Origin of the sequence: Nonomuraea sp. NPDC059007, from assembly GCF_042740555.1 — a bacterium.
Lineage (GTDB): Bacteria > Actinomycetota > Actinomycetes > Streptosporangiales > Streptosporangiaceae > Nonomuraea.
In genome coordinates, this window is sequence record NZ_JBHYJD010000048.1 from 55,226 (window position 1) to 75,628 (window position 20,403).

The window sequence follows — 20,403 nt, forward strand, 5'->3', positions numbered from 1 at the left end:
GCACGTGAGCGATGAGACGGAAGGGAGACACTGCACATGAGCGCGATCTTGCTGCCGGATGGAGTGCTCCGCGTCCCCACCACGGCCACGCTGCCCGACGGAACCCGCATCGATGGCCTGCGCGACATCGCGCCCGGCGAGCCTGACTACGACGCCTGGTTGCCCTTCGCGATCACCGAGGAACAAAACCGGCTCGGCCACGCCGACGACGACGCCATTTTGCGGCGGTGGCACGCCGCCGCCAGCGCATAGCCCAAGCCTCACTCCCCCGTTCACCGGGATCGCTTCGCATGCCGGGCTGGCCGCTGCCGAGATCCGTGGAGTTGGCCGGCTCAAGTCGCATGCTGGCCTTGACGGACTCAGCTGAGCCAGGTCCGGTCCAGATCGCTGTTGGCCGACCTGCCCATCACCGGTGCTGTGGATCTATTGGAGGTGGGAGATGAGTGGCGATGGCGCGTCGCTTGCGCCGAAGGAGTACCAAGAGTGGCCGGACTCCGCCCTACGGCAACGGTCGGAGCTGAGGTCGGACATGGCCGAGCTGTCGCGCTGGGGTGACGATCATCCTGATCGTCTGGGAGGCGTCTGGTGGGAGTACACCGCCGAGCCGAAGGGCAGCGTGAAGATGTGTCTCGGCGTCATCGGTGACGCCGCTGCGGTGGCCGCGCAGGTCCGCCCCGTGCTCGCCCATCCTGACCATCTCAACGTGGTTGCACAGCGCTACACCTTGCGGGAGCTACGGCGCCTGGCGGACATCATCTTCGAGGATCAGATCACCCGCTGGGAAGCGCTCTGGGAATCTGGCCGATACGCCTCCGAGGAGGAGTTCTGGCGCAGCGTGAGGGAGAGCCCCGTGATCGTGGGGGCCGACGTCAACCCAGAGATCAACAAGGTTGGAGTGGGCGTCGCGCCGCGCGACTCCACCTTTGCCGCCGCAGTCATCAACCGGTACGGGGCAGATCGCGTGCACGTTTTCTGGGAGCCGATAGTTACGTTCTGGTGATCACGCTCATCGGGCTCTCACGATCCCTTCTCCGGAGTGTCCGTATAGGGAACGCTCAACGAGACACGTCTCGGCGCGGCGGGTATCCCCGACCCACACACCCTGTCCCTGCACTCCATCCGGCACAGCGTCGCCACCGACCTGCTCACCTCCGGCCACGGCCTCGACGCCGTCCAGGCCCGCCTCGGACACGCCGACCCCCGCACCACCCTGACCTACATCCACGACGAACGCCTGCACCGCGGCCCCGCCCAGCACGCCCACCGGCGTTTGGCCACCGCTCGCCGGCGGCACCCGTGAATGGGGGCCCACCATGGCCAGCCGGGGAGTGTCGCCCCCCGACCGTAAGATCACCGCTCATGAGCGACATCCAGACCGCCTCGTTCGACCTGCGCGTCCACTACGGCCAGGCCTACCTCGTCAACGACTCCGAGGACGCCGAAAGCCCGGACGGCATACCCGACGATCACCCCGTGCACCCCGTCGGGATCATCCGCGTCGACGATGCCGGTAGCGCCTTCCTGGTCACCGGACTACACACCGGGACGGTCGCCTTCTCGGTGACGGTGGCCGACCACGATCCGGGCGCGGACATCGACGGATACGAAGACATCGTCGAAATCAGCTTCGAATCCGAATCCGGGCAGGTATCCCTGCACGAGTGGGACGGAGACACGCATGAACTGCCTGACCTGAGCGCGGGACCGGGCTGCTATCGGCTGCGCTACCACGCCCAGAACATGGACCAGGCCGCTGACGTGGACACCTCAGACGACATCATCGACCGCTATCTCCTGCAGATCTGGCCCCAGGACGTATCCGAGCCACACGTCGTCCAGAGCACGAGCGAACGACTCGCCTACTGGCGCACGCCCGACTGATCCTCGCCGGTCGGGAGGTCTCCCGCTGGCCGCTCGCCCTCCAACGGGAACGACAACAGCCGCGTAGCTTGGTCACCCGCCGACCTGCCCCTCAGGAGCGTCCCCGGCGGCCCGGGCGGTGAATTGCCCGCACTGTCGACCGCCGAAAGGGCGCGGACACCGCAGCCGCGTGCCGTACTGCGCTGGCTTTTCACGGTCGGCGCGGCTGCCCCACGGCTCGCGCCCATGCATGGACATGTATGGGGCCAGCGGCCTGGACGCCGACCGGCTCCTGGCCCACATCGACCTGACCCCGGCCGAAGCTGAGCGCGTGCGCGGATTCCGCCTGCTGGTCGCGCTCGGCTGGGTTTTACAGCTCGGCCCCCATGGCCCGGCAACACCACACAATCTCCCGGAACGCTGGAGCGCCAAGCTGAACGCGTGGCGATTCTCGGCCAGTAAATGCCCAGTGTCCCACCAACCTGGTCGGTCGACAGCACGAGCACGGTGGGTGATCGTGTGCTGAACGTGATTGAAGGCGCTCCGCCGCCGCACCGGCACAAGTCGCGGGGTGTTCACCCCTGGCTCTTCCTGCCCACAGGTGCGATGAGTGAGGATCACTGTCAGGACATCCGGCGCTAGAACCATGTTCCAACCTGGGGTCGGAGCACGTGCGGGGCCGGTCAAGCTGCTACTTGACCACGGCCCTAGTCTTCTCTATCGCGAAGGCGACGCACAGGCGGATGGTCCGGGGGTTGCCTGCTAGAGCTTCCCGGACCATCCGGGCGTTCGCCCCAGTCCTCGGACGGGCGGCGCCGGAGTGGAGGCCGGGCGCGCTGATCACCGCCCGATCCGCCCACGACGGCCGCGGCCTCGCCACCTGCCGACGCAACACCGCGAGCTGATGACGCAAAACCAGAATCTCCGCGTCCTTCGACCTCTGCGAGCGAGCCAGCAGCACCACCCAACCCACGAGCCGGACGAAGATCAGATAAAGCAGCCGCAGCGCCATAAACAGCGATCATGCCCGCCAGAACGGGAACGGCAAACCCCAGGTCAGCCCCCACGGCCGAGTTTCGGGCACCCACACGGCCTAGCCCGCGACCCAGCCGATCTTGCGCAGAAGGACCTCGGTCGAGGGAATGTTGGTGACGCCCGCGGCCTCCCAGGACATAGTCGCCGTGCAGGGACGCCCGTCCTCACGCCCCGCCACGACAGACACGGTCGTGCCGCTGTTCAGGACGCCTATCGGATGCCAGAGCGGCTGTTCGCGTCTGTGGTCGTCCAGCGTCCCCATGACAACGGGAACCCTGTCGACCGTGATCCTCCAGGCGACACGAGCGCCGGGACACGCATCGGTGATCTTCAGCGCGCCGATGAGCCGTGCCGGAGCGGAGAAACTGAAGTCCGCGGGATGAAGCGCGAACTCGGTCGTGGTGCTTGCCTTGGGTGCCAGCCTCCATACCGGAGGAAACTCCTCAGCCATCCCCTTGGGACAGTCGTCTTTGATGCAGGCGCGCCGGGGCGCGGGCTTCGCGGGGAGCTCGTCGTGACGCGGATATAGCTTGGCCGAGGTGGGAATCAGGCCGACCACGGCAATGGCGGCGACGATGGTGGTGCAGCAGGCGCCGCGGCGGGCGATCACGGACAGCGAGCGCCCCCGTCGCCCCATTCGCTTGGCGACGGCTTCGGAATGTGAGGTCGCCAGAGCCCGAAGTTGCGCACAGACGTCCAGGACTTCATCGGTATACGCGTGCAGTTCCTCTTCGTCTGGGGAATTGGCGGAACGGCATGCGTATCTCTTCCGGCGGATATCCAACGAGCTGATTCTCTGGGAGATCGCCGACCACCGAGGATCACGCGCGACCGCGCGGATCCTCCGAAGACTGCGGTGCCAATGCAATCGGCTTTGGCGTCGAGTGTTGATACCCATCAGGTCGGCGGCGTGTTGCACCTCGCGCTCGACGTCGTCCCAGGCGACGAGGATCTGTTTGCGTCGATCCGGGGAGCCCGAGGGGCCCTCCTCGGGCTCCGGCACGACAACGATGTCCTGCCAATGGCCGATAACCGAGCGGGGGGACGATTCACCTTTAGCTGGGAGGAGCGTCCGGCGGCCGACCCTGCGGTCTGCCTCGCGTACCTGAAGCCAGTTGACGCTGTCGGGCTGGGGGTTGTCTGATGTTGTCGCGGCACTGTCTGATTCGTAGAGAGCAGACTGGAGATCGTGCAGGTGCTCGGCTCCGTCATCGAGTTGCGCGCCAACGGCAGCCAAGTATTGCTCCGCCGCCTGCTGATCGTCTCTGCCCATGAACAGGTGGCCGGTCTCCTCGGGAACCGATTCTGCAGCGAAGGCTTCGTCGTCCGTTCGCGGCTGGATCTCCTGTTGGCGGCGGGTCGCCGTGTCGCGCAGCTCTTCGGCCAGTAGCTTCTGTCGGCGCGCCTCCTCCAGCTTGGCCTCTGTCTCCTGTCCGATGGCCTGGGCCGCGTCCAATCGGGTCTGGATGTCCTGCAGTTGTGCCAGCCGGCTCTCGGCGGCCTCGCGTTTGCCCTGCTCATCCGCAAGCTGCTGTTGGATGCGAGTGTGCTCTCCACACAGCCGCTTGGCCTGGCTGTTGATGGCCCCCAGCAGATACATCAACGCATAGATCACCTGCTGGTGACGCTCGATCTCGCATTGGGCCTGCGCGCGATACGTATCCATCCGCCTTGCGGAGGTTTCCAGCTCGGCCATCGGCGCGGCCGTTCGTGGATCGGACTTCTCCCACAGGTCCCGGGCTTTGGCGAGCAATATCCGCTGCTTGTTCTTGTCCTTGCCCGACAGGTGGCTGATCAGCTCTTCGACGAAATCCCACGTGGGGCGCTGACTTCCATTGATTCGGACGCGGATGCTGTCCTTGCCGCGGTTCATGAGCGGTTCGAGCGTGCGAAGGGTCAGGCCGACGTCGTATATCTGCTGCCACAACCACTCGCAGAACTGCTGGAGTTCCGCGTATTCGCTGCGGACGACGGGCTTTCTCCCGCTGTTGCTCGCCGGTGTTCTGGCCATGGTGGATTCCTGTTGTCGATCAGACAAGTCGGATGTCGTGCTCTCACCTGCACAAACGCGACACATGAGTGCATACAAGCGATACGTCGTCTTTGGTGGAGTCACCCCAGATGCCAAAGAGAGGAACGGCTTCGCATGTGCCTGATGCAGGGAGTGCAACAAGGGATCCTAGAGCAGGACATCCCCGGCAATACCTATAACCATCCGAACGTGCTTGGCCTCTTGACATCCGCCGAGCCACCGCTCTTCACGCCGCGTACACTGCTCATCCTCCTGAGCTCCGTGGTCGCGGGCGGCATCACCGTGGCACTGTGCCTGAATGACGGGATGGGCTGGCCGAAAGCGCTGCTCGCGGGTCTCGGTGCAGCGGGAGCCACGGTGGTGGGCGTTCATGGAGTTCTTGCATGAAGGCGCGGTCACCGTCGCCTACGGTCGGGCACGTCGCACAAGCGGGCACCGACGACCCGCGCGATCGTGTCCAGCGTCATGGGGATCATGGGCCGCTCCTGGCGAACGCGAGGTCGATGAAGCCGCACAGCAGGTCAAGGTAGGGGACACCGCTCGCGGCCCACGTCCTGACGTAGACCGAACGGGAGGTGAAGCCGGGCATGGTGTTGATCTCCAACGCGTACAGGCGTCCCAGGTCATCCTCATAGAGGAAGTCGACACGGGACGCCGTAGGCACCGATCGCCCGCAAGGCGCGCAGCGACAGCTCACGCACCTCGTCGGCCTCTCGTTCCGGCAACGCGACGGGGATGGTGGCGACGAACTCAAGTCGAGACCCGCGTTCGAGGACCCCGCGCACGCGGTCCCGGCCGACGGCCTCCATCACGGTCTCGGCGTCCCTCCCGGCTGGGAACCACCATCGTCGCTGCTCATGCACAACAACGCCAGCAAGGGCGACGGACGCAAGCACGTCACCCGACGAAAGAACGGCTGCTCCCGCTGCGCGGAACTAAAGCGCCAGGAGGCATAGGAGGAGCTTTGGTGCGTACGGCCGAAGGAGCTTCGCGAAACGATGTTGAGGCGTCCATCGCGAGAGCGATTTCACGTATGAGGAGGATGACTGCCTGGAAGATGAGGCGAAACGATTTGGGACGATAGGCCGCCTTGCATCCGAGTGGATCGGCCCCTGATCGGGCCTTCGCCCCTGAGGTCGGGTCAGAGCCTCACCGAGAGCCCACAACCGGACGGGTGACAAGAGCATCACCTGCAGGCCAGAAACCTTGAGGTGCGTCTGCGCATCTACCTATCGACATGCACGGACTCGGGAGTCGTGGCCCCTCGGGTGCATGGTTCAATCCGAGCGATGTTGGCGCGAGGTGCGTCCACGGGCGTGGGAATCTCATCACCTTCTTCATGCGGGTGGGCATGTTCGCCGGTTCACTCCTATGGGCGCGGGGATCTCGAGGTCCGCTTCCAGTAGCAGCCCTTTAGACCCGGTTCGCCCCCACGAGCGTGGGGATCTCAGGAACGCGCCCCCGTCCTCCCGCTCACCGTCCGGTTCACCCCACGGGCGTAGGATCTCGCACAGCCGCACGAACCGGAGCGGCTGTGCGCCGGTTCCCGCCACAAGCGTGGGGGTCTCGTCACTGATGACCTCGGCAGCGACAACTGCGTCGGTTCACCCCCACGGACGTGGGGACCTCGCGGCCGGTTGGGTGCGGCTGATGCTGCTCGACGGTTCACCCCCACAGGCGTGGGGATCTCTCGATCTCTTTGGGGGCGCGGGCGCCCCACTGCGGTTCACCCCCACGGGCGTGGGGATCTCGTGACCGTGGCGGGCCGGGGACCGGGCAACATCGGTTCACCCCCACGGGCGTGAGGATCTCGACAGGATGGGCTGGCGCTCGACGCCGGTCTGCGGTTCACCCCCACGTGGGGTGATCCGTTTAGTACCAGCTGAACCTGCTGCCTGCGTGCTCGTCTCCACGCCGTGGGGGCGATTCAGCACGCGCGCTGGTCAGAGTCGCAGGTGTCAGCCTCGTTCTCATGCCGGATAACTTCCCCCGCAACGCCTACCGGGTAGGTCGCCGTGCTCGGCCCTTCTAATCCGACGGTCGCAGGTTCGAATCCTGCAGGGCGCGCTTCTTCACCTGCGGAAACTCCAGACGCTGTCGCGTCTGTTGGCGGCATGAGGCAAATGTGGGGCAATCCTGAGTCAGCTCCCGAGCTGTCGCCCCAGTGCGGACGCCGCGTTCAGCACCAGCTGGGCTGTCTCGCGGGCTGCTTCGTGGGCCACGTCCGGGAGCACCGAGACGTAGGTGTCGGCGGTCAGCACGATGCTGGCGTGCCCCAGCATGGCCTGTACCACCTTCAGGTCGGTATGCGCGGCCAGCGCCAGCGTGGCGGCGCCATGGCGCAGATCGTGCAGCCGGATCGGTGGCAGCCCGGAGGCGGCCACCAGCCGGCGGAACCGGCCGGTGAGATAGTCCGGCCGCAGTGGCGTACCTGTAGCGGTGGTGAACACGTACCCAGAGTCCTGCCAGCCTGCATCCGCTGTCGCGCCCAGTTCCTCTTGGCGCTCGCGGTGCCGGGCCAGCACCTGTATGGTTTCCGCGTCCAGGGCCACTACCCGGCAGCTGGCGGCGCTCTTCGGCGGACCGACCATGACCTGGCCGTCGGCGTGTACTCGCTGCTGCGCCACCGTCAGCTCCGCACCTTGCAGATCGACGTCCGTCCAGCGTAGACCGGCCAGCTCACCGCGGCGCAGGCCGCGCAGCGCGGCCAGCCACCAGGCGGCGTACAGGTGGTCCTGCACGATGCCGGTCAGGAAGGTGGCGAGCTGTTGTGCGGTCCACACAGCCACCGCCGGTCGCTCTCTAGCCTGCTGCCACCGGGCCGTCCGCCCAGCGGTCCAGACGACGGGATGCGGTCGCCGGGGGTGGGGGAGTTCGGCGCCGTTGGCCGGGTTGACCGGGATCAGCCGGGCGCGGACCGCGGCGTTCAGTGCGGTTCGCAAGGTGGCGTGGATCCGCACCACGGTGGCGGGCGACAGCTGCCGGCCGGTCGGCGAAGGGCGGGACGCGAGCGTCGCGAGCAGTCCGTTGACATCGCGGGAGGTGAGCTGGTGGAGCAGGATCCGTCCCAGCTGCGGGATGAGATAGAGGCGGATGTGCGTGGCGTAACCTTGCCGGGTCGACGGACGCAGAGCGTCCTTGGTGACCAGCCAGCGTGCCAGCCACTGCCCAAGCGTGCATCCGGCCCTCGCGCCGTCGCGGTCGATAGCGGCCAAGGCGCGGCCTGCCGCCTGCGCTTCCTCGGGGTCGGCGTAGCCACCCTGGCGGATGCGCTGCCGCTGCCCGTCCAGACCGCGCACCTGCACCGCGAAATACCAGCTGTCGTGATCGTCATCCAACGGCAGACGCGGACACGTCACCCCTCGCTGACGTCCCGTTTCCGCGCTCACGCAGCCGCATCGCCTGCTGACTTGCACACGAGTCTTTGCCATCTGTCCCACCTCCACCCTTCACGCTGTGCCACGACAGACGCGTCAGCCAGGGCTTGCACTCGATCGGGGGATGGCCTCAGGACGAGTGACCGGAGTGCCGGGGAAACTCAGGTTGAGTCGGGCCAGCTCGCCGCACAGATCGACAGCCTGCTGAGAGGCATTAAGGTGTTCTGGTGCTGGCGGGTGTTGCGCAGGCGGTTCGCCTGAGTGAGATGGAGCGCGGCTCGTCGCGCCGAATCTTGAGTGGTGGCCAGGCGGTGGGCAGGCTTTGATGGCCTCCAGAATGACGGGTTCGATGTCGGGCAGGGCGGTCAGGGCCCAGCGCTACCGGCGTTTCAGCATGAGCTGGAGGTGGGCACCTCAGCCAACAGACGCTAGGTGACGGCGTCCACTATCGACAAGATCACGGAACGTGATCCCAGGTGGCCCGGACCAGCCATTCGGCGCCTCAGAGCCCTTCCTTCCACCGGGCGAAGGGCTCTGCGTTTGCTGTACTCGAGTTCTTAAGCCCCCACAACGTCCTTGGACAGATCACGCGTACCAGCACCGCCAGCAGGCCGAACAAGCCCTTCACCCGCCTGTAGACAAGCGACAACAACGCCTGACGATGGTCGCAGCCGCCGCTCTGTTTGCGCAGCAAAACCCCAGATCGCAGCGCGAAACCGTGTTCTCGAGCGGAACAAGCGTCGCAAATCCCAACGATGTAGATCTCTGGTGGCTCAGTTAGTACAATTCCGCCTGTGAACTTGCAGGCGCAGATTGAGCTCATAACCAACCCACAGGACTTTGTCCGACTGTGTAATGCGGTTCTGCAGGCAGAGCATGGGGACGACTTCCTTCCGATTGATGATGACCGGCCCGACAGGGGAAACGACGGCTTCTTGAAGTCCGAGCGGAGAATGTTTGCCGCACACTGTTTTAAGCGAGCGCAGAACCGCAGCATTGACGCCGAGATCAGGACGAAGATGGCTGGCGACCTGAAGAAGGCGATCCAGCTCAAGCAAGATCGGGCCTGGGATATAAAGCGCTGGACCTTCCTTTCGAACTATCCCATGCCGGAACATATCGCCGCCAGTATGGTGCAAGCTGGTAATGCCGCTGGTATTGAAGTAAGTTGGCGAGGGCCGGAGTATTTTGCGGATAGACTTCAGCGATTCAAGGGCCTGCGAGAGCTCTTCCCGAATCTTATGGCTAACGAGGTCGCCGAGAAGCTTGACGATGTCATGATGCGCTTGGACTCGCTCGCTCTGCCGAAGCCGCTGGCAATAAATTGGGTGCCCAGAAACTCGGATGAGCAGCGGGCACTGATCGAGCAGATGCCACGCGCCTGGGAATACCTACTCTTCGCCGGCGTGCTCTTGCAAGGGCGCGTCGCTCTAGATCTAAGGTGGCGTGACTATCAGAATGGTTATGGGCGCCGAACGGGCAGATATCTAGACCGGCCGTCATCTCTGGCCCAGCTTGAGGGAGTATTAAATGACGAACTCCTGATAGCGAAAGGACTAAATGCAATCTTTGCGTCCGACATAAACGTCCGCGCCTTTGGGCCGCCGGGACTCGCTGGTGATGTCGGTACCATCGTGCAGTTCGCTGGTCGCATAGTCTCCACTTGCGAAGACCTTCTCAATCTTGCAAGTGAGGTCCGAGGAACAGTTTATGCGGACGAGTTTCGTCAGGCCGCGGATATGCTATCGGCAATCCTTGGACAACCTATAGGTCAAATTCTCTTCTTCATGGATCGAGTCATTCGGGAATTTGGAGAGATTCCCGCGTGGCTCGCGATACTCAATCCGCCGCCGCGGCATATCGAGATCACTTTAGAAATATCTGTAGACGAACGTAGATTGAAGGCGTTCACCAAGGAGGTTGCTCGCGTGCGCAGGCGGTTAAGAATCTAGGTGATCTGGCAAGAGTCTTCGAGCTCGTGGAGATCGCCAGGCATGGCTGCGTCGAGGGTAAATAGGGATGCTCCGGAGCGTCGAACACCGGATGCGGGCCGACCACGACCTGGCCGTCGGCGTGCACCCGCTGCTGTGCCACCGTCGGCTCCGCCGTCTGCAGGTCGATGTCCGTCCAGCACAGCCCGCCCGGCTCGGCCCGCTGCAGATGGCGCAGTGCAGCCAACCACCAAGCGGCGTACAGGCGGTTCTGCGCGATGCTGGCCAGGAAGGTCGCGAGCTGTTGTTCGGTCCAGGCCGCTACCGTCGGGCGCTCTCCCGATTGCCGCCCGATTGATTTCACGGCGGGTATGAAACTCGTCAACCACAGGTCGGAGCTGTCGTGGTTGCTCTTGACGCGGTGCAGCGCTCATGTCGGTTCCGATCTCAGGGCGACTCCTGGTCGGTCAAGATGCGCCGGAGAACGGCGTCGTGTTCCTGGAAGAGGACGTACTCGGGCAGTCCATGTGCTGCTTTTAACGTCGGATCAGTGTGAGGGCCGAGTGGCACCGCGGAGGGTGTCGGTCCAACCTCGGCGATGATCTCGGCGTCCATCGCCACGAGTTCGGCGCCGTAGTGCTGAGCAATGTAGTTGGCGACCTGAAAGCCGTCGGCATCGAGGTCACCCGCGTACCGCAGGGCGATGTTCTGGTCGAAGGCGAGCTGGAGGAGGGCGTGATCGACTCCCCGCAGGTGGCCGCTGGTGCAGGCGAGGGAAAGGTCACTGTCCAAGGCCATGGCCGCTTCGAGAACGGACGGATTCTCGACGACGGTCAGGATCTGTTGAGACAGGACGGGTGGCTGCATGACGAGATCAAGCAGGGTTACCGCCACTGGCGTCGTCGCCTCCCGCAGCCGCCGGTCTATAACGCCGTCTCCGACGACCTTGACTCGGTATAGGAGAACTGTGGCCGACAGCCGGTCAGCGACGATGCCAGCGTCCGAGAGGAGGGCGCGGACGAGATCGGGCCGGATGGGTTCTGGCTGCCTGGTGAATTCGGCGACGGCCGAGACCAGTCGTGCGCCGTTGGGGGTGTTCAGGTCGAAGTAATGGGGGTCGCCGGCGCTGTCGTGGGCGAGTTTGGGCAGGCTGACGGGAGGTTGGGCGGGAAGTTTCTTGATGACTTCGGCTAGGGCGGTGATCAGTTGGCGGAGTGCGGGTTCGTCGTCGCTGACCCCTGCTGAGCGCATGCGGGCGACCAAGCGTGGTAGGCGGGGGAGTTGGTCGGTGGCGTACGCCCAGAGGTCCTGGCGCAGCGCAGCGGCGTCCCTGCGGGCGGCGGCTCGGTTCACGATCTGCTTGCCGGTGGCTTTCTCGGTGAGTGGGATCAGCTCGTGTGGAGAGATTTCGAGCACCGACAGCAGCTCCCGGATGGGGACGTGTGCGGTTGTGCCGGTCATGGGGATCGCCGATCGGCTGCGGCGGCGCCGGGTAGTGGTGTCCAACCAGGACCTTAGTTCGGCGATCGCGGACGGCGGAAGATGGCGCACCCTGAGCATGGCGATGGCGTTGGCTTCTTCTCCCGAGCATAGGCGGTCGTGGAGGGCGGCCCACAGCGGGGCGAAGTCGGGATCGTGCACGATCAGGTCGAGGCCGTGGCTCATGATGGGCTGTTCAGTTCGAGGGTAAGGGGTTGCGGATCGCCGTGTCCTTCCCACAGCCAGGGGACAGTGATGCGTTGCCGTCCGGCGGCGATGACCTCGTGGATCATGGTGCGGCCGGATTCTCGTTTGATCATTGGGGATATGGACGGCGTTGTGGCCAGGACGTCGAAGTTCCATGATCGAAGCAGCCCGAGAATCTGGCGAAGGTTCGGCTCGTCGAAGGCGGCGTCGATCTCGTCGATCGACAGCAGCCGGGGTCCGCGATAGGCGTCGCCGGAGTACATCGACCACGCGGCGGCCAGAAGCGGCAACATGGTGGCGAGCCGACGCTCCCCGGTAGACAGCGATTCGAGCGGGTTGGAGCGCGAGGAGACCTTCCGGAAGGCTTCACTGTTGCCGTCGCCGAAGGAAGAGTGGGTGACGGAGATGTCCCACTCATGCCAGGCCCGATAGTCGAAGGTGTGCGCGACGCGGTCGGGCCACGGTTCGCCGACCGTTTCGTCCATCCGCTGCCGCAGGACCGTGTACATCTGCTCGAAGGTGGCCTCGGAGGGAGGCTGGGTGATGAGTCTGATCATGTGCTGGGCGTCCTCGTCCTTGCGGACATCCCAGTCGACCTGCACGCCGACGTTGGCCACCCCGGTACGGACCTCCCGCAGGGTTGCCCGGATCTGCCGGACCAGCTCGCGTGCGGCATCTCGGCGCACCTGGATGTCGCGGCGCAGTTTGGTGAACATGCCGGTCTTCATGGTCTGTTTGACATCGTCACGCAGGTCTTCTTCGAGCTGGGCGATGCTCGCGTGCAGGGCTTGAAGTGCGAGATCGAGGTCGTCGCCCCGGGTGGCGTCCGGGTCGGCGATGATGGCCCGTCGCCATTCGGTGTCCTCCACGGTGACGAGGACGACCTGGCGGTTGAAGCGGGCGAGGGCGGCGCTGGCAGTGCGGACGCTGTTCTCCAGCGCGACGAGTGCCCGGTTGCGGTTCTGAGTGAGGGTGTTCAGGCGTTCGGGGCCCGAGGGTTTGCCGGCGAGCAAGCGGTAGGCCCAGGTGAGGCCGGTGGTCAGGTTCGCGGGTCGGCCCCCTTCGTCGGCCGGCATATCGTCCGGCAGCGTGGCGAGGCGTTCGTCGACCAGGCGGCCGAGCAGACGTAGAGCATGGTCTCGGCGACGTTCGGCCTCGGCGCGATGGGGTTCGATACCTTCCAGGGTGGAGCGAGCCCGCACGGCGTCCACCTCAGCGGTCTGCCGTTCGGTAAGCAGCGTTTCCACCGCGTTCTTGGCTTTCTGAAGCCGGTCGGCCAGATCCTGACGTTCCTCGAGCAACTCCTGGTATTCGGTGCCGTACAGCGTGCGGATCTTTGCGACGTGCGCGACTGCTTTCGTCGCCGCGAGTCCCGCTTTCATGGCGGACTCGGTGGCCTTGGCGGCGGCGGTCTGCTGAGCGGCGGCATTGCGGGCATCTCGCTGGGCGAGCTGGATCAGCTCACCGCAGCGCCGGGCGGCGGCGGAGCAGCCGTCGATGACACGTGTCAGGGATGAGACCGCCTCAAGATGATTGTCGAGCGTGTCCCGTGAGGTGGGCAAGAGGGAACCGTCGGGCAGAGCCGCCGCCTGGTTCAGCGTGCGGAGTCCCTTTTTGACGGCGTCGGTGGCTTGTGTGTGTCGTTCGCAGGCGTCAATGACGGCGGCGCGCGCTCCGATCAGGGTGGCGTCAGCACGATCTTCGGCCTGGTGTGCCTCTGCCACGGTGGCCAGCGACACGTGGGGGAAGGCCGACCGTTCAGCATCGGCCTCCTCCTGCGCACGGGCAGCCTCCGCATGCGCGGTATCGCTGTCGGCCGCGATCTGGGCGAGTTCGGCCGCTTGCATCTCCGCTTCGGTGGCCCGGGCATGGGCCGCGAGGGCGCTTTGCTCGGCATGGTGCATGTCTTGTTGCACCGCGGCCAGTCGTGCGGAGCGCTGAGCGGATTTGGCCTCCAGACCTGCCAGGATTTCGGCAAGCGTTCGGTCGGCTTGAGTGGTGCGGCGGGTGGCCGCCTGCTCGGCGCCGGCGAGGGCTGCGGTGAGCTCGTCGAGCTGATGGCGGGCGGCGCTGACAGGACCGTCCGGTGGGATGCCGTCCCGCTCCTCGGCGGCGGCTTCCACGTCCCGTTTCCGTGCGGTCAGCTCATCTTGGGCCTCGGCGAAGTCGCCCTCGAGCCGCGCCAGCTCCTCCTCCAGATCGCTGACGCGCTGACGGCGGGCGCGCTCGCGAGCCGTCCGCCCAATGTAGGCCGCGCGATAGCCGGATGGGCAGGAGGCGGTGAGCACGCCATGGGTCAGCGTGCCGGGGACTTGGCTGGTTTCATGCGCGTCGACCGGAATGGTACGCAGCACGTGCGTGATCTGGCCGACCGACAGGTCAGGGTGGCTTTCGGGACGGAGTAGGTCAGCGAGTGTTCGTCCTGCGGCCGGTGCCCGTGCGGTGATGACGAGGTCTCCAGCCGCCAACCGGCCATCAGGAGTGATCAGAGCGTCGAGGAGGCCGGACACCAGCAGCGCGCCCTCCAGCCGGTCGGCATCGTGCGGCGTCAGATGATCGGCGAAGTCGACCAGGGCCCACAGCGGGACGCCGTCATCAGGATGCCGGCTCCGCCACACAGGCCCGGGCGGAACAGGGGCTGCCTGCCGAGCCTGTGCCAGGTTGGTCTCGACGGTGTCGATGTGATCAGCGATCTGCTGCACCTGGTTCTGAGCAGCAGACACCCGATCGTGAAGAACAGGGACCGCGTGGGCATACGCGTTGTGCGCCGCCAAGCGGATCGCAGTGGGATCCAGTGCGTCGAGTTGCGCGGACGAGATGTGTGCCGCAGGGCTTGGCAGGGCAATCCTTCCCGGGTCGAGGAACACCAGAGAACTCCGCCAGCGGTGCGCTTTCGTGAGCCAGTCGCCTGCGGCGACGACGACAGCGGCCGCACCATCGGAGCGGCGCTGCCGAGCAGCAGCCACCTCGGCTTCAGCAGCGGCCCGTTCTGCTGCGTGATCTTCATACGCTTGCGAGCATTCCTGCTCGTCCACCACGGACTCGGCCTCGATCTCGGCACCGACCTCTTGAAGCCGTTCAGCGGACTTCTCCACGCGGATGAACTCGGCTCTATGTGAGGCCCGGGCGTCGGCTGCGACCTTGGCAGCCTGGCTGGCCAGTGCCGCATCGGTCGTGGCGCGTTCGCGGTGCCCTGCCACATCTATACGGTCGCGAGTCCTGGCAGCGGCCAGCTCCAGCCACTCGCTCACCTTGCCGGGTGACAAGCGCCCATCTGCCGACATGGGATCGGGAGCACTGAGCTCCTGGGGCGGGGGCTCGAGGTGGCGGAGAGTCGCAGACCAGACGGTGAGTTCGTCGGTGAACGCGGATTCGGCCTGTCGGCCGGCTCGCGTGGCATCCTCGGCTGCCCCGTGGGCCTTGTCCTCTTCCTCCTCCGCACGGCGCCTGATCTCGGCCCTTGCCTGTTCGGTGTGCTGCGCCTCGCTGTGCTTATGTAGTACGTCTTGAACTCGGCGAATCTGCCGGACACGGGCCTCGACCCACGCGAGCGGCGTCCCGCAAAGCTGCGGCAGGTCCAACGAAGGAGCCGAAGCCGTCGGCTCGCCAACTGCAAGATTTTGGAGGGCAACCAAGAGCCGGTCGAAAGCCGATTCCGCTCCCGCCGCGGACGAATCGCGCCGTAGCTGGTCGGCGAGGTCGTTAAGGTGACGCTGCGCGTCCGAGGCGGAATCGGCTGACTCCCGAGCCTGGTAGGCGGCGTCGGATGCGCTGTTCGTGGCCTGCTCCGCTCGTACGTCCGCCTCACTCGCCGCCAAGGTGAACTCGTCGGCTCTTTCCTGCAGGAGTGACAGCTCCGCACCGGCGTGTTCGCTGAGAACCTGGTCGGCGGCTCCGAGCTCGCCCTCTAGCCGAGAAACCGCAGTGCGAGTCGCCTTCAACCCGATTTCGGCCGAGGCTTTGGCGCTCTCCGTCTCCTTCAGCTGCTCGGTCGCCTCCCTGGCGCGTCGCGTCTGGTCGTCGTAGGCGTTGTTGGCCGATGACAGCTCAGCTGCCTGAAGCTGGCTGACGGCGTTGAGATAGCGGCCGTAAAGGCGGTGCGCGTCCTTCAGGAGGCCGGCTTCGCTGCGGGCACGATCGAGCTGGTTCTCAAGTTCGGCGATGCGTTCCATCGCCTCGGCGATGAGCTTGAGCTGATCGGGTTCGAGGGCGGGCAGGGCGTCGGTGAGGACCTCACGCATCTTCACCGGCGAGATCGCTTCGGCCGTACGGACGCTACGCAGGCTCCGAAGCACACCGATGAGCGCCTCGAACTGAACCTCGTCCAGAGGGGCGAACAACCGGGTCCGGACGGCCTGCCGGTAACCGCGCTCGTCGCCGACGGATTGCAGATGTGCCGTCGCCTGCGGGCGCAAGGCCGACGACAAGGTGAACAGCTCTCCTTGGAGCGTGGCGAGTTGTTCCGCCAGGTCGGCGATCCTGATCGCCTCGTGATCGCGCTGCAGGATCAGATCACGGCCAACCCGGCCAGGCACGATGAAGAACGCACGTTGCAGTTCGCTGACGGTCGATCGCAGCCACAGACCGGTCGTCAAGTACGACGTCTGACCGCTCACGCTGTCGCGCAGGCCGTACTCCAGCCACCACGCCCCCGTCCGGTCCTCGCGCTCGTTCCGATCGGTGTGCCTGCTGGTGAGAGTCCCGCTTGCCTTACCCGAAACCGACAGAGCCGTCTGGGAGGTTTCGGCGTCGAGCAACAGGGTGATCAGCATGGACGCGGTCAAGGACTTTCCCGAGCCGTTGGGACCGGCCAGGGCGAGCCATCCATCGGCGAACAGCAGCGTCTCGTCGGCCCATGCCCAGGAGTTGACCATGCCGGCCCGCGTGGGCTGCCACCGGTCATCGGTGCCCGGGACTCCGAGCGTCGCTATGTCGCCCGCGGCGAGCAGGTGTGCTGGATGCTCGGTCTTCGTCATGACGGGATTCCTGGGATTTCGGCGGTGAGAGGAAGGGGATCCTGCGCGAGCCCGGCATCGGATGGTTCGCCCTGAGCCTTGGTGGTGGCACTGGGGCGGACTCGTACTCGCCACAGGTGAATTCCAGGGGTTGGGTGCCAGATACCGGGGTCTTCCCGGTCCTCGCGGAGCAGCCCCACTGCGACCAGTTCAGCGGCCGCGGCGCGGGCGAGGGCCGACAGCCGCCCGGAATAGGCCGCAGCCCACCGCGGCAGTTTTTCACGAGCCTTCTCCAGCACGCCCAGCACTTCACTGACGGGCAGCGGCGCCATGGGATCCTCGCGGTGGGGGAGAGCCGCAAGCAGCGCTAGGGCGGCCTGCCGCTCGGTGCGGCGACCGTTCGGGAACGAGGTGCCGGTTCCGACTCCCGTCGGGTCGGTGACCTGCCACCAGTCCCGCCTGACCGCGGCTGCGTAACCGAGGGAGCCGATGACATTCAGGGCGCGTTCCCGGCCCGACAAAGTGTGCAGGTACGGCGAACCCTCGGTCTGATCGTCGCTGGGATCGGTCGCCGGGTCATCGACGAGCCGGCGCATCATTCGCAACCTGCGATCCTCCAAGCTCGGCGGCGTACCCGCATCGGTGACGTCCTCCCGATCCAGCAGCGATCGCGCCGACAGGGCGGCGACATGCCGCTCGGGCGGGAGCGCGTCCAAGCCGAGCAACACCGGGGACAGAGAGGAGAACTTGGCGGCCAAGCGATCCCGGGCCGCGGTGACCACCAGATCACTGTCCTCATCGTCCACGGCATGATCGAGGTCGGCGTCCACCGTGATCGTTCCTTCAGCCACCAGCAGCTTGAGCGCATCCACAAGGTGCTGCCGGTTCCGCCGTGCCGCCTGCTTACCGACACCGTCCGGAGCCACGACCTGGAACTCGGGGAGCGTGCCCTGCCGCGCCTCCGATGCGCAGACGTGCGCGATCGCCTGAAGCAGTTCCCGCAGGCTCATCCGGGAGCGTCGCCAGAGCTGCTCGCACACCAGCGCGACGCATACGAGCACGTCTTTGGGCGCCAAGGGGCCATCGCCGCGTCCACGCTCCAACCGTGGTCCTCGATCGGCGGGAACATCCACACGTCGCTTGTGGAGACGGACCAGTTCGGCCACCTCCAAGACCTCCAAGGTCCAACCGAACTGGTGCCGGAAGAACGCGGCCAGATCATGGCGCCCCTTGACGGCAGCTCGGTAGTACTCGGGATCGCACTCGGCACGAAGCCGCCCGGTCGCGGCCAGGGTCCGAGCGGCCTCACACAGATCGGCGTCGAGATAGAGTCCGCTCATGCGACCATTCCGTCCTGCTCGCCCGCCGGACGGAACGCTCCAGCCGCGGTGCCGGAATCGATGGAGGTAACACGCACTCTCAGATCCGGACCCGTCAACCGTCCCTCGGCCAGTTCGATCGTCACAGTGCGGCCGGCGACACCTGGCCGCACCTCGACCAGGACATTCGCGCCGTCAACAGGCACCACTCCACGACCTTCCCTGGGGTTGAACTGTGCGAGCGCGATCTCGATCGCCCGCAGCAGCACGGCGGCGGTCTCCGATTCCAGACCCGCGAAATGATCCAGCCCTACCTCTCCATCCGTGACCAGGAACGCGGCCAGACGGCGTCGCCGGGTGGCTTCGGCGGCGGCTTCGGTCACCGCGGCTGCGCGCGCCGCCGACGTGTCGGCCACCTTGCGCGGGCGCCCGCTGGCGCGCCCTTGCCGCTCGTGCTCGCGCAACGTCACTTCGACTCGATACGGGGAGTCGCCTGCGGCCGCTGCGGTGCCGTGGGCCACGTCCTCCTCCAGGCATCCTGCCATTGCGTGCCATGCCGGCCAGTCGCCGAAGGCCGCCGCGAAGACACGCCTGGCCTCCTCGTCGCTCGGCTGCCTGAACAGACTCCGCGCGAGCACATGGAAGTCCAGCCCGAGATCCGAGCCCCGGCGGCGCGCCGAATAGCGGCGCTCGATGGCCACCAGCAACGTGTACACTGCCCCGGTCGCAGAGGAGATCAGCCGGTGAACGGTGCCGTCCAGCGCGAACCAAGCCTCCAGATCCGATATCCAGCGCACCCGCTCCTCGACCCAGTACTGCTGGTCACGAACATCGATCAGTCCTGCGTGTGCGACGGCCGCCTCGACGATCCGCCGATGCCCTGCGCCGCGAAGGTCGAGCAGCGCAATTTCCACTCGCCGCAAGGCACGCCCGTATTCGCGCGGGAACTGTCGCAGAGCCTCGATCACCCGGTCCCGGTTGTCGCCGAACAGTTCGTCATCGGTCACGTCCGACTGCACCATCTGCGCCAACGCGGTGTAGAAATCAGCGGTGACCCGCTGCAGCTCCTCAATTCGAGTCCGCACGTCGTCCAGATCCATGGGCAGGATGCCGCTCTGATCCGTCAAATGATCGATGAGTTTGCGAATGGTCAACTCGACGCTGTCAAGCAGCCTGCTCGGAAGTTGGAGCGCCCGTCGCGTATCGACCACAGCCGCCCGGACCGCGGCCACGATGCCGCGTCCCTTGCGTGTCAGCGCCCAGGCCTCCCGTCGGACGATCAGGCCCTGGTAGTTGCGCACGGGGGCCGTGTAGTCGCGAAACGGCTCGGCGAACCCCCACTTGGCGAGCTGATCCAGCGTCTCCCGCAACTCCGGCTCCGGCAGCGGATCGTGAAATCCGACGTTGCGCACCTGCGCCGTGATTTCCTCCAGACTCGACATGGGCCCTCGAGTCGACAGCTCTTCGAGAGCGGCCAAAAGCGCCGTGTACCGTTCCCGCGCCAGATCGTCGGGCAGGGCGAACACCGTCCAGTCAGCAGGCAAAACCGCTTGCCACCATCGTCGGGGCTGCTCCACGTCACCTCCTAAGGACCGCCGTGATCCCGAGCCTCACCAGCAAAGTGTGACTAAGAGGTATGACATTTTTCCGAAGATTCCGCGAGATCGTTTCATTCTGCACCCTCCGCCTTAATACGGGCCAGCCGAAATATCTATGAGTTGAAGCTCTAATGCACAGATGCACTTCACTGGCCCCTTCAATACCTTCCGTCTCCAGCGGCGAACCGCTCACTGATTTCACGGCAGTACCGTCAGTCCCTTTACCGACTCCCGTATCTGGCGTATGACTGTTTTTGAGAGCGCGCAACGCACCCGGTCTTCGTCGCCTTCTACGCTCCCAGCACCAGTAGTGTTCACCGAAGTCGGGCAGGTGCTACCGGCGCAGCAGCAGGCGCAGTGCTCGGGACCGACGTCCTGAGTCGGCCGAGAACATGTAGATCACGGCGGGGAGTGCCAGCAACGCGGAGCTTGCCACGACCAGTGCGGCGAGGTGGGGCAGCAGCAGCATGAAGCTTCCCTTCGTGAATTCGGCATCGTCTCGACCGATGCCGAGGGTGCGCTATCAGGATGTAGCGCGCCGGAGAGCCGTTGACGATCTGTGCCAAGGTCTTACGCAATCCGATGAACCCGTACGTCGGCTGACAGAAGC

16 protein-coding genes are annotated in these 20,403 nt (G+C 65.6%); 6 read left to right on the forward strand and 10 right to left on the reverse strand.

Annotation, left to right across the window (positions count from 1 at the left end; translation table 11 throughout):
* Positions 1-36 precede the first annotated feature (36 nt).
* From ACFWY5_RS46620 to ACFWY5_RS46635, 4 genes are all read left to right on the forward strand, one after another.
* Positions 37-252, forward strand: coding sequence for a hypothetical protein (locus ACFWY5_RS46620; protein WP_379626507.1), 216 nt, complete (start codon positions 37-39; stop codon positions 250-252).
* 277 nt (positions 253-529) lie between these two features.
* The gene (locus ACFWY5_RS46625; protein ID WP_379626505.1) at positions 530-1,000 is read left to right on the forward strand and encodes a hypothetical protein; all 471 of its coding nucleotides are present in this window, start codon (positions 530-532) and stop codon (positions 998-1,000) included.
* 84 nt (positions 1,001-1,084) lie between these two features.
* Positions 1,085-1,300: a tyrosine-type recombinase/integrase gene (locus ACFWY5_RS46630; protein ID WP_379638731.1), complete on the forward strand. Its 216-nt coding sequence runs from the start codon at positions 1,085-1,087 to the stop codon at positions 1,298-1,300.
* Between the two features lie 59 nt (positions 1,301-1,359).
* Positions 1,360-1,881, forward strand: coding sequence for a hypothetical protein (locus ACFWY5_RS46635; RefSeq protein ID WP_379638714.1), 522 nt, complete (start codon positions 1,360-1,362; stop codon positions 1,879-1,881).
* 670 nt (positions 1,882-2,551) lie between these two features.
* Here the strand turns inward: ACFWY5_RS46635 and ACFWY5_RS46640 are convergent.
* Positions 2,552-2,872 (reverse strand): hypothetical protein, encoded by a 321-nt coding sequence (locus ACFWY5_RS46640; protein ID WP_379638715.1) that lies wholly within the window; start codon positions 2,870-2,872, stop codon positions 2,552-2,554.
* A gap of 81 nt (positions 2,873-2,953) precedes the next feature.
* Entirely contained in the window at positions 2,954-4,906 is a 1,953-nt protein-coding gene (locus ACFWY5_RS46645; protein WP_379638716.1) for a hypothetical protein, read from the reverse strand.
* A 135-nt stretch (positions 4,907-5,041) separates the two neighbouring features.
* Here ACFWY5_RS46645 and ACFWY5_RS46650 point away from each other — a divergent pair, with 135 nt between their 5' ends.
* A complete protein-coding gene (locus ACFWY5_RS46650) occupies positions 5,042-5,314 on the forward strand; it encodes a hypothetical protein (RefSeq protein WP_379638717.1) in 273 nt (90 codons plus the stop codon).
* Between the two features lie 85 nt (positions 5,315-5,399).
* Here ACFWY5_RS46650 and ACFWY5_RS46655 read toward each other — a convergent pair whose 3' ends face one another.
* Positions 5,400-5,591 carry a hypothetical protein gene (locus ACFWY5_RS46655; protein ID WP_379638718.1) on the reverse strand — a complete coding sequence of 64 codons (192 nt, stop codon included), beginning with the start codon at positions 5,589-5,591 and terminating at the stop codon, positions 5,400-5,402.
* A gap of 1,477 nt (positions 5,592-7,068) precedes the next feature.
* Positions 7,069-8,265 (reverse strand): tyrosine-type recombinase/integrase, encoded by a 1,197-nt coding sequence (locus tag ACFWY5_RS46660; protein WP_379638719.1) that lies wholly within the window; start codon positions 8,263-8,265, stop codon positions 7,069-7,071.
* An 833-nt stretch (positions 8,266-9,098) separates the two neighbouring features.
* Here ACFWY5_RS46660 and ACFWY5_RS46665 point away from each other — a divergent pair.
* A complete protein-coding gene (locus ACFWY5_RS46665; RefSeq protein WP_379638720.1) occupies positions 9,099-10,256 on the forward strand; it encodes a hypothetical protein in 1,158 nt (385 codons plus the stop codon).
* On the opposite strand, the gene ACFWY5_RS46670 is transcribed toward ACFWY5_RS46665, so the two are convergent.
* From ACFWY5_RS46670 to ACFWY5_RS46695, 6 genes are all read right to left on the reverse strand, one after another.
* Positions 10,213-10,599, reverse strand: a complete 387-nt coding sequence (locus ACFWY5_RS46670) for a hypothetical protein (protein WP_379638721.1) — start codon at positions 10,597-10,599, stop codon at positions 10,213-10,215. The genes ACFWY5_RS46665 and ACFWY5_RS46670 overlap by 44 nt on opposite strands.
* An 83-nt stretch (positions 10,600-10,682) precedes the next feature.
* Positions 10,683-11,900 carry a TIGR02679 domain-containing protein gene (locus ACFWY5_RS46675; RefSeq protein WP_379638722.1) on the reverse strand — a complete coding sequence of 406 codons (1,218 nt, stop codon included), beginning with the start codon at positions 11,898-11,900 and terminating at the stop codon, positions 10,683-10,685.
* Complete coding sequence (locus ACFWY5_RS46680) at positions 11,897-16,897, reverse strand: SbcC/MukB-like Walker B domain-containing protein (protein WP_379638723.1); 5,001 nt, start codon at positions 16,895-16,897, stop codon at positions 11,897-11,899. Before ACFWY5_RS46680 ends, ACFWY5_RS46675 begins: the two co-directional genes overlap by 4 nt.
* Complete coding sequence (locus ACFWY5_RS46685) at positions 16,894-18,216, reverse strand: DUF2398 family protein (protein ID WP_379638724.1); 1,323 nt, start codon at positions 18,214-18,216, stop codon at positions 16,894-16,896. Before ACFWY5_RS46685 ends, ACFWY5_RS46680 begins: the two co-directional genes overlap by 4 nt.
* Positions 18,213-19,772, reverse strand: coding sequence for a DUF2397 family protein (locus ACFWY5_RS46690; RefSeq protein WP_379638725.1), 1,560 nt, complete (start codon positions 19,770-19,772; stop codon positions 18,213-18,215). Before ACFWY5_RS46690 ends, ACFWY5_RS46685 begins: the two co-directional genes overlap by 4 nt.
* A gap of 355 nt (positions 19,773-20,127) precedes the next feature.
* Positions 20,128-20,262, reverse strand: a complete 135-nt coding sequence (locus ACFWY5_RS46695; protein WP_379638726.1) for a hypothetical protein — start codon at positions 20,260-20,262, stop codon at positions 20,128-20,130.
* Between the last annotated feature and the right edge of the window lie 141 nt (positions 20,263-20,403).